Annotated in this window: 7 protein-coding genes, 1 pseudogene and 1 other annotated feature; of the genes and pseudogenes, 3 read left to right on the forward strand and 5 right to left on the reverse strand. The window is 31.6% G+C overall.

The genetic code is table 11. The features are described 5' to 3' along the window. Positions 1 to 116: 116 nt before the first annotated feature. Positions 117 to 731, reverse strand: a complete 615-nt coding sequence (locus tag CN946_RS20590; RefSeq protein ID WP_098862804.1) for a PH domain-containing protein — start codon at positions 729 to 731, stop codon at positions 117 to 119. Positions 732 to 1044: 313 nt separating this feature from the next. Between CN946_RS20590 and CN946_RS20595 the strand changes: the two genes are divergently transcribed. Beyond that, the gene (locus CN946_RS20595) at positions 1045 to 2601 is read left to right on the forward strand and encodes an ABC-F family ATP-binding cassette domain-containing protein (protein ID WP_098862805.1); all 1557 of its coding nucleotides are present in this window, start codon (positions 1045 to 1047) and stop codon (positions 2599 to 2601) included. A 67-nt stretch (positions 2602 to 2668) separates the two neighbouring features. Here CN946_RS20595 and CN946_RS20600 read toward each other — a convergent pair whose 3' ends face one another. Together CN946_RS20600 and argS are read right to left on the reverse strand one after the other, a co-directional pair. Continuing rightward, positions 2669 to 3262, reverse strand: coding sequence for a nitroreductase family protein (locus tag CN946_RS20600; RefSeq protein ID WP_098862806.1), 594 nt, complete (start codon positions 3260 to 3262; stop codon positions 2669 to 2671). A 254-nt stretch (positions 3263 to 3516) separates the two neighbouring features. After that, the gene (gene argS, locus CN946_RS20605) at positions 3517 to 5205 is read right to left on the reverse strand and encodes an arginine--tRNA ligase (protein ID WP_098862807.1); all 1689 of its coding nucleotides are present in this window, start codon (positions 5203 to 5205) and stop codon (positions 3517 to 3519) included. 42 nt (positions 5206 to 5247) lie between these two features. Next, positions 5248 to 5469 (reverse strand) — a binding site (T-box leader). A gap of 122 nt (positions 5470 to 5591) precedes the next feature. On the opposite strand from argS, the gene CN946_RS20610 reads away from it, so the two are divergent. Beyond that, positions 5592 to 6677 carry a tetratricopeptide repeat-containing glycosyltransferase family 2 protein gene (locus CN946_RS20610; protein ID WP_286134007.1) on the forward strand — a complete coding sequence of 362 codons (1086 nt, stop codon included), beginning with the start codon at positions 5592 to 5594 and terminating at the stop codon, positions 6675 to 6677. Positions 6678 to 6829: 152 nt separating this feature from the next. After that, on the forward strand, positions 6830 to 7888 hold the full coding sequence (locus CN946_RS20615; protein ID WP_176547393.1) for a tetratricopeptide repeat-containing glycosyltransferase: 1059 nt from the start codon (positions 6830 to 6832) through the stop codon (positions 7886 to 7888). Between the two features lie 22 nt (positions 7889 to 7910). On the opposite strand, the gene CN946_RS20620 is transcribed toward CN946_RS20615, so the two are convergent. Next, positions 7911 to 9287 carry a glycosyltransferase gene (locus tag CN946_RS20620; RefSeq protein WP_098862809.1) on the reverse strand — a complete coding sequence of 459 codons (1377 nt, stop codon included), beginning with the start codon at positions 9285 to 9287 and terminating at the stop codon, positions 7911 to 7913. 228 nt (positions 9288 to 9515) lie between these two features. Further along, positions 9516 to 10029 (reverse strand): annotated as a pseudogene (locus tag CN946_RS23610) (collagen-like protein); the annotation flags it as partial.

A 10029-nucleotide genomic window follows, 5' to 3' on the forward strand; every position in this document is an offset into this window, starting at 1 on the left:
TCCAGCTTTTTGCTTTTTTACAAACTCATATCCCTATAGTTCGTATTACTCTAATCTCAGAAATTCACCGGCACAAAAAAAGTCTCATAAGCACTTTGACTTACGAGACCACATAATTAACTATTAATATACTTCTCAAATACCGATCCGAAATCTTTAACTTTGTATTGCTCTCTAGACTTCATGAACCATTCAAAAGCAGCCTCATTAATTTCTTTAAAACTGTTCACTAGATTGTTTTCATTTGAAGTTACGCGGCCTAATGTTGTAGAAGCAATTTCGATGCTTTCTTTCGCATATCCAAGTACTTTTTCGTTTTCATGACTAATTTCAGCAATCATTAGTAACGCTTTATATAGATCCTTAACTTGTTCAATATGTTTTTTATGAACATCAATCGAAAACTCTCTACCACCAATGTTGAACTTAATTTCAACATCTAAATCAATTGTACCTGCTGTTTCAAGTAAAACATGTGTGATTTTATGAGTGTGATAATTATAACGATGAAGTGTACGCTTCTTACTTATTGCACTTGTACCGTCTAAATGAATTAAAGCCTTATTCGTAAAGCAATACTCATCTGATTTTGATTTAATTAAGAAATAAATTTTTTCATTATCTTCATGCATTACATAATCGTCAGAATCAACTTTGTCATAATTTTTCGGTTCAATAACACTACCTACATCACTTAAACCAAGCATATCTGCAGCAACTTTACCAAACATTAAACTTCCTCCTCCGAATAGTAGGTATGGCTAATTCTATATTTATACGCCTTCAAAACCCACTTTTTGACTATTACACTTCTGAATTATACATTAAATACAAAAATATGGGGATAGGAATAGTAGGGGTATATGGATTTTTTTTCCTTTTTTTAAAAGTCCCCTCGGTTCTAACCCGCCCCCCTTAAGTTATAACTTAATTTACTGTTGAACACATACCCAGTTGCAGACTATAATTAGATGGTGACTGTTTAAATTACGTTCTTTCATAAAGAACATTATTATATGAAAAATAAAGAAAAGGTGTCGATCTATGAGTATTTTAACTGTAAAAAACTTAAGCCATGGATTCGGTGATCGTGCAATTTTTAATGATGTATCATTCCGTCTATTAAAAGGTGAACATATCGGTCTTATTGGTGCAAATGGTGAAGGTAAATCAACTTTCATGAATATCGTTACTGGAAAATTACAGCCTGATGAAGGTAAGGTTGAATGGTCTAAAAAAGTACGTGTAGGTTATTTAGATCAGCATGCTGTATTACAGCCAGGTATGTCAATTCGTGACGTATTAAAAAGTGCTTTCCAATATATGTTTGATATGGAAAATGAAATTAATGATTTATATGTAAAAATGGCTGAAGCAACTCCTGAAGAAATGGAGAAAATGCTTGAAGATGTAGGTGTTCTTCAAGATACTTTAACAAATAATGATTTCTATATTATTGATGCTAAAGTTGAAGAAATTGGTCGTGGTTTAGGTTTAGAAGATATCGGACTTGATCGCGATGTAACTGAACTTTCTGGTGGTCAACGTTCAAAGGTTCTTCTATCAAAACTTCTTTTAGAAAAACCAGATATCTTATTACTCGATGAGCCTACTAACTATTTAGATGAGCAACATATTGAATGGTTAAAGCGCTATTTACAAGAGTATGAAAATGCATTTATTTTAATTTCACATGATATTCCGTTTTTAAACAGTGTTATTAACTTGATTTATCATATGGAAAACCAAGAATTAAATCGTTATGTTGGTGATTATGATAATTTCAAAGGAATTCATGAAATGAAAAAATCACAATTAGAATCAGCATATAAACGTCAACAACAAGAAATCTCTGAACTAAAAGATTTCGTTGCTCGTAATAAAGCTCGTGTTTCTACTCGTAATATGGCTATGTCTCGCCAAAAGAAACTTGATAAAATGGATGTAATTGAGCTTGCACGTGAAAAGCCAAAACCAGAATTCAACTTCAAACCAGCTCGTACTTCAGGTAAATTAATATTTGAAGCAAAAGATTTAGTCATTGGTTACGATGAGCCTCTATCAAAACCTTTAAATCTACGTATGGAACGTGGACAGAAAATTGCTTTAGTTGGTGCGAACGGTATCGGTAAAACGACGTTAATGCGTAGTTTACTTGGTGATATTAAACCAATTTCTGGTGAAGTTGAGCGCGGTGAATTTCTTAACATTGGATACTTCGAACAAGAAGTAAAAAGTGATAATAATAAAACATGTATCGATGAGGTTTGGGATGAATTCCCATCATTTACACAATATGAAGTTCGTTCTGCACTTGCAAAATGTGGTTTAACGACAAAGCATATTGAGAGTAAAGTTGCAGTTTTAAGTGGTGGAGAAAAGGCGAAAGTTCGTTTATGTAAGCTAATTAATCAAGAAACAAACTTACTTGTACTCGATGAGCCTACTAACCATTTAGATGTAGATGCTAAAGAAGAACTAAAACGCGCACTAAAAGAGTACAAAGGAAGTCTTTTAATTATCTGTCACGAACCTGAATTTTACCAAGGATTAGTTACAGATGTATGGAATGGCGAAAACTGGACTACTAAGGTGTTTTAATTAATACAAAAAAGAGAGACGAAAAAATTGTTTTCGATCTCTCTTTTTTTGTTTTTTAAACGACATATTAAAGTGAAATATTTTGACTTAGCTTTGTAGTCCATTCACTTGGATGTTTTCTTTTCTTTGTTCCTTTTGGCATTGAATTAATATAACCGATATGAAGAGCTCCTAAAATTTTTCGAGTTTCAGGAATACCCATCTCTTTGTAAAATTGCTTATCAAAAATATAAGGATTTGTTCGCCATACCATTCCAATATTTTTTTCCCAAGCTGCTAATTGTAAATTTTGAACAAATGCACAGGTTGCTCCAATCGCTTCTAAATTTTTCTTTTCATTTTCTGAGTGGTCTGTCGTAATAATTAAATGCATAGGTGTGTCGATGATATATGTTTTAAAGAATTCCGTTGATTTTTTAATTTTCTCAACTGTATATGTTTCATTTAATTCCATTCTTTCGTAGCTATCTACAATTTTTGATGCATAATATTCTTTTTCTTTTTCCTCTGAAACCATAATGAATTGCCAAGGCTCTTCTTTGCTGTGGAAAGGAGCATAGGATGCTGCTTCAAGTAGCTCCATTAAATCTTCCATATTAATTGGATCCTTTTTTGTATCTCTAATCGTTCTTCTATTTTTAATAAAATTTAATATCGACATTGAACGTTTCCCCTTATTCTCTAAATATCTTAAATTCATTATAAATGTAAATGATAATCATTTTCAATAAAACTTTTAAATTTTAATCATTTTCTTAGAATCGTTAAATTTAGATACACTTTTTACACCAATCGAAATCATTACATAACTATTTATATGCAATAAAACTTAGAAAGACTTTGTTCCTGCGTTCTACGATCAAATCAAAAAGAAAACAGGTATTGAAGATAAAAATCCCTTCAATACCTGTTACTTTACATTTCTTTTGGTGCACGAATTCCTAATAATCTTAGTCCTTCTTCTAAAACAATGGAAACAACTTTAATTAATGCTAATCTACTCTCTAATTGGTCATCATTTGTTAGAATATGAGTATTTCCATAATATTTATTGAAACTTTGTGCCAAATCTATTGTATATTTCGCAATAACAGATGGTTCAAATTGTTCAAAACTACGTGTAACTTTGTTAGGGAACTCAAGTATATGTTTTATGATGTCCCAACTATATGAATCATCCAGTCCATCTTGTTTATTTAAATCGTGTGATGAAGCTTTATCTAAAATTGAATTTGTTCTTGCAATTGAGTATTGTACATATGGCCCTGTTTCACCTTCAAATTTTAGCATCTGATCAAGTGAAAATTCGATGTTATTCATACGATCATTTTTTAAATCTTGGAAAATGATTGCACCGACTCCAACCATTTTTGCAACTTCTTCTTTATTTTTTAATGTAGGATTTTTTTCTGCAATATTTTGACTAGCTAAACTAATCGCTTCCTCAATTACCTCTTCTAAAAGAACAATTTTCCCTTTTCGAGTTGACATTTTTTTACCGTTTTGTAGGATTAAACCGAATGGAACATGTACCATTTCATTTGCCCATTCATAACCCATTTTCTTCAAAACTGTAAATACTTGATCAAAATGCAATGCTTGTTCTCCACCTACAACATACACTGCTTTATCAAAATCGTATGTTTCTTTACGATAAAGTGCAGCTGCTAAATCTCTTGTTGCATACAGCGTAGCTCCATCAGATTTTCTAATTAAGCATGGTGGTAATTCCTTTTCAGTTAATTCAACAACATCAGCACCCTCAGATTCCACTAAAAGGTTTTTTTGCTCCAGAAGTTCAATAACTCGCTCCATTTTATTATTGTAAAATGCTTCTCCGTTAAAGCTATCAAAGCTAACACCTAATAAATCATAAACTAACATGAATTCTTTAAGAGACTCATCACGGAACCACTTCCATAAGTGTAAAGCTTCTTCATTTTTTTCCTCTAATTGCTTAAACCAACTTCTAGCTTCTTCCTCAAGTTGAGGCTCTTTTTCAACTTCTTCATGAAATTTAACATATAATTTTAGAAGTTCTTTGATTGGATTTTCTTTTACTGCGTCTTGATTACCCCAAAGTTTATACGCAACAATTAACTTCCCAAACTGTGTTCCCCAGTCTCCAAGGTGATTAATTTTTATTGATTTATACCCATTTTTTTCAGCTATTTTAGCAATTGAATTTCCAATCATTGTTGAACGCAAATGCCCCATCGAAAATGGCTTAGCAATATTTGGTGAGGAACAATCAATCGCAACCGTTTTGTCTTCACCCATTACTTGGTTTCCATATTCCTTCCCTTGGCCAAGAACTAATTCAATTACTTGCTTACTTACTAGCTTTTTATTCAAAAAGCAGTTTACGTACGGGCCGTTCGCTTCTACTTTTTCAATTAAATCATGATTAATCAGTGGTGCAATTTCCTTTGCAATTATAACTGGAGATTTTTTTAATGCTTTAGCTAATTGGAAACAAGGAAATGCTAAATCACCTTGGTCTGCATAATTCGGTTTTTCGATAAGTGAGTTAATCTCAGTTAAAGTTAGTGATCCATTTAAAGCTTTTTCAATTTGTTCACTATACATATTTACATAATTCATTCTGATCAATCCTCTCCAAAATATAAAAAAACCGTCTCTATCATAAGAGACGGGTTTAACTAATCCGCGGTACCACTCTAATTGTTCAAATATATTGAACCAGCTTTAAAATTTGTTAACGAGGTCTTCCCCGGCAAAGTCCTACTATTAATTCAGACTGCTTCTCCGAAGTGCGCTTCATCTTATTCGTTCTGTTAGGCTTCCACCATCCCCAACTCTCTACAAGAATCAAAATAAGATTACTCTCTTCATCTAAAAATTTTCAATATTCATTTTTTCCATTTAATCATATCTAATATAGAAATTCAAGATTATCTTTTTTTTGAACTTTATGAATGACACCATTTGTTGACAACCTTAATAACATAGAAATTGAGGTGGAATTCATGAAAAAAAAACCAATAACTTTTAGCCTTTGTATGATTGTTAAAAACGAAGAAGCCGTACTTTCCAGATGTTTATCATCTGTATCTAATATAGTAGACGAAATTGTCATTATTGATACTGGTTCAACAGACAAAACAAAGGAAATAGCTAAAAAGTTTACAAATTCAATATATGATTTTACTTGGATCAATGATTTCTCAGCAGCAAGAAACTTTGCGTTTTCTAAAGCAACGAAGGATTATATTATGTGGCTAGATGCTGATGATATTATCACTGATGAAAATGCAAAAAAATTACTTAAATTAAAAAAGTCATTAACTAAAAATGTCGACGCTGTCGGAATGAAATATCATCTTGCTTTCGATGAAAATGGGAACCCGAGTTTCAGTTCTGTACGCAATCGAATCGTTAAGCGAGAAAGAAATTTTAAATGGATTGGTTTCGTACATGAATATTTAGAAGTTTTCGGCGAAATTATTCAATCAGATGCCGCAATTATTCATCAAAAAGATAAAGAGTTTTCTGATCGTAATTTAAAGATTTATGAAAATGCGATTTCTTCAGGCAATGAATTAAGTCCTCGTGACAAATACTATTATGCTAATGAATGCGTAGATCATCAGCTATACGAAAAGGCAATTGAATGGTATGAATTGTTTCTTGATGAAGGAAAAGGCTGGTACGAAGATAATATTCAAGCCTGTGGAAAAATGGCAGACTGCTATTTAAATCTGAACGAATTGGAAGAAGCAATTAGCAGTTGTCTAAGATCATTTTCTTATGATGGACCACGTGGAGAAAACTGCTGTCGATTAGGATTTGTGTATCTTCATAAAGGTGATTTTACACGTGCTATTTCATGGTATAAACTTGCTACACTTGTTGATGTCCCTACGAGTAGTCCTTTTATTAATCAAGCGTGTTACACCTGGTTACCTAATTTACAGTTATGCCTTTGCTATAGTCGATTAGGCGATCAACTTACTGCTAGAAAATATAATGAGATAGCAGCAAGTTATGTTCCGAATAACCCTTCCGTTCTACACAACCAAGAGTATTTCCGCTCATATTTTAAAGATCAATAACTTACCCTTACTATCTACTAACTTTATATTTCCTGGAACCTATCTGTTTAATAAGCATAATAGATGATTTGGAAACTACTAATTAAGTAAATAACATTAATATATCATCAATCATTTAATACAAAATCAAAATTATAGAAAAGGGTGATAGCTTGATCACAGTCAGTTTATGCATGGTTGTACAAAATAATGAAGCAACAATTGAAAGATGTCTAAGTTCAGTTAGTAGCTTAGTTGATGAACTTATCATCGTTGATATGAATTCCCACGATCGAACGATTGAGCTAGCAAGACAGTTTACAGACCAAATACATGTCTTTGATGGTGTGGATGAAATAGATGCATTAAATTTTTCAAAATCATTGGCAACAAAAGACTTTATACTTTTACTAAACCATAGTGAAGTTTTACTAGAAAATGATCGTTTAACATTTTCTAAGCTAAAACAGTCAATAAACAATGAAGTTTATAATGTAGCTGTCGATTATCAAATCGGTTGGAATGTAAAAAGTAAACAAAAAATTAATAGATTATTTAAAAGATTAAGTCCAAAAAGTCATTCCCCGAATATGAAAAATGAACAAACCTCTGAATCATTTTCTACTAATCTCGTTTTTACAGATCTTCCTTTTACACAAAATACAAAAGAAAATATTCAAATATATGAACAAATGTTAAGTAATAACCTCAATCTTTCAAAAATGGATTTGTTTTATTATGCAAAAGAATTAAGTTCAGATCATCAACATGATCAATCAATAAAGTATTTTTTAAGATTTTTAAGATTAAATCAGCCTTTTGAAGAACTTAATATCCTTGCTTGTCATTATATTGCTAATTGTTATCACGAGTTTAATCTAAGAGACTTAGAAACTACTTGGTTATTAAAAGCACTTAAATATGGCAATACTCATCCAGAAACATGTTGTAGATTAGCTTATACTTTTTTTGAGAAAAATAATTTTGATTCGGCTATTTATTGGTATAAAGAAGCAACATTAAACAAGGTTAACAGTCGTTTGATTCTTCACAACCCATCATGTACTACTTGGCTACCACATTTACAGCTAGCTGTATGCTATGACAGAATAGGTGAATTGCGCCTTGCAAATGAGCACAATGAATTTGCCTATCATTTTTATCCAACACACCCAAGCATACTTTCAAATAGAGAGTACTTTGCAAATAGATTAAATAACGAAGGCAGCTGAGGACCCCTCAACTGCCTTTTAATTATTTTTTCCTTATTAACAAGAGCATATTATATATTTCAAGATTTGAAGTTAGTTGTTCAAGATTTATTCCAAAACTATGAGCTAAATGAACTACTTCTTCAAAAAACAACTTAATATTTAAATCTACATTAATATTTTCATTCTTTTTCGTCGTCACTTCAAATTGGTCGGATGGAAATAGCGTATTAATTGTTTGAGGTGTGAAAAATCTAATATTTTCTTTTTTCAATATCCCAGCGTGTATATAATTCCATTGGCCTTGTAATAGTTGAAAGAGAACTTCACCATGGGAAACATTTGGAACTCTACAAATAATTAAGCCAGATGGTTTTAAAAGATTGGTGATTTCTTTTACAAAACTCCAAGGATCTACAAGATGGTTTACAATATTATCAATTATGATTAAATCAAAAAACTCCTTAGGGTAACTTTGGAAAACTTCTTCAATCTTGATTGTATCAACCTTCTTATAAAATTGTGATGCAATTGATGATAATTCTGAATCACTTTCTGTTCCATATAATTCACATTTGTATAGATTTTTAATTTCTAGACCTGTTGCTCCAGCTAAGCAACCAATTTCTAATACATTATTTATGTTTCCTGGTACCATTTCAATAATTTCCGTCTTCGGATACCCAATATCTATTAAATTGTTTCCCCACTTTTCAATATACTTCATTCTATTTTCTATATATAGGTGATTTATATTAATTTCACTATTTCCATTGAATGTCATGTGCCCATAATGATGAACAAATGAATCTAAAGCAATATGCAATTCATATCCTTCTAAAATAGTTCTTAAACAAATATCATCATCTTCAAATGAACCTAGTTTAAACCTTTCATCAAATCCTACTAATCGATCAATTAATTCGCGTCTAACTAATAAACAAAATCCTACTAATCTCAATACTTGCTTAGACATTCCTTTTACACTTGCACAATACCTTAATGAAAAATCATTAATTTCTTGATCATTTTGATAATCAACATTAATTCGCTGCAATCCACTTACATAATTACTTACAGGCCCAACCATGCCAATTTTATCATTACTATATAAAAGAGTAAGCATTGCATCTAACCAATTTTCTGTAACGATTGTATCATTATTTAAAAATAACAAGTTATCACCTGTAGCGACTTCAATTCCTTGATTACAACCTTTAGCAAACCCCATATTTATCTCATTAAAGATTGTAATAAAAGAAGGATTATTCTTTAAATAATCTCGTGTGCCATCAGTCGAGCCATTATCAATAACAATGATTTCTACTTCATCTTCCTTTGTATATTTCGCAAGACTTTCGAAGCATTTTTTCGATACCTCAAGCTGATTATAAGTCAAAATAATAATACTAGTTTTCATTCATTAAACACCTTCTTAGAATCTCACTGATTAGCAAGTATGATTTCTTTTAAATTCATTTATCTAAATAACCCATGCATTAATTAATATATTCAGGATGGAAATATTTGGTCAGTGTTAATTATTAATAAAAAAATCCTCATTAATTTATTCGAATAGATTACTATTGAATAATTAATGAGGATGGTCATCACCTTAGGATAGATTACTAATCTCTAAAAGTGATCGTTAAACAATACGATGAACTGACCAGTTGATCCCTGCTGAATTGTTTCCACCTAAAGTAAGAGGAATAGTTAATCCGTCAGCTTCATAGAAGAGACCAATCACATCTCCGGCAGTTAATTGTAAGTCTCCAGTAATTGTGACAGTTCCATCACCAAGAATTGCTCGTAGATTTAGGACTAATGCAACGTTTACATCTAAAATTGGTACTAATCCACTTAATAAATCAGCTGCCGTTGGTGATGTTCTACGGAATACAAATGAAGGATTTATACCTGCTCCGAGTGATACTGTTAACGTTGCTGTCGTAGAGTAGCTAATTGTTGCTTCAAAAGTATAACGTCCTGTTGCTGGGACAGTGAAGTTACCTGTTGTTGGATCAAAAGTAGTTGCATTGAAGAATGGACTTGTAACACTCCATCCTGTTAATTGAGTTGAAGTTGAAGTATTAAGCGTTGGTAAAAACGCCGAGAATCCTTCAGAAAGTACATTTGGACCTGTTGCTCCTGCTGGACCT

The organism is Bacillus sp. AFS053548, from assembly GCF_002575105.1.
Taxonomy (GTDB): Bacteria; Bacillota; Bacilli; order Bacillales; family Bacillaceae_G; genus Gottfriedia.

Excerpts from the sequence above, each read along its gene's own strand:
- argS (WP_098862807.1), bottom strand. The coding sequence starts at position 5,205 with ATGAATTATGTAAATATGTATAGTGAACAAATTGAAAAAGCTTTAAAT.
- CN946_RS20600 (WP_098862806.1), bottom strand. The coding sequence starts at position 3,262 with ATGTCGATATTAAATTTTATTAAAAATAGAAGAACGATTAGAGATACA.
- CN946_RS20595 (WP_098862805.1), top strand. The coding sequence starts at position 1,045 with ATGAGTATTTTAACTGTAAAAAACTTAAGCCATGGATTCGGTGATCGT.
- CN946_RS20610 (WP_286134007.1), top strand. The coding sequence starts at position 5,592 with ATGAAAAAAAAACCAATAACTTTTAGCCTTTGTATGATTGTTAAAAAC.
- CN946_RS20620 (WP_098862809.1), bottom strand. The coding sequence starts at position 9,287 with ATGAAAACTAGTATTATTATTTTGACTTATAATCAGCTTGAGGTATCG.
- CN946_RS20590 (WP_098862804.1), bottom strand. The coding sequence starts at position 731 with ATGTTTGGTAAAGTTGCTGCAGATATGCTTGGTTTAAGTGATGTAGGT.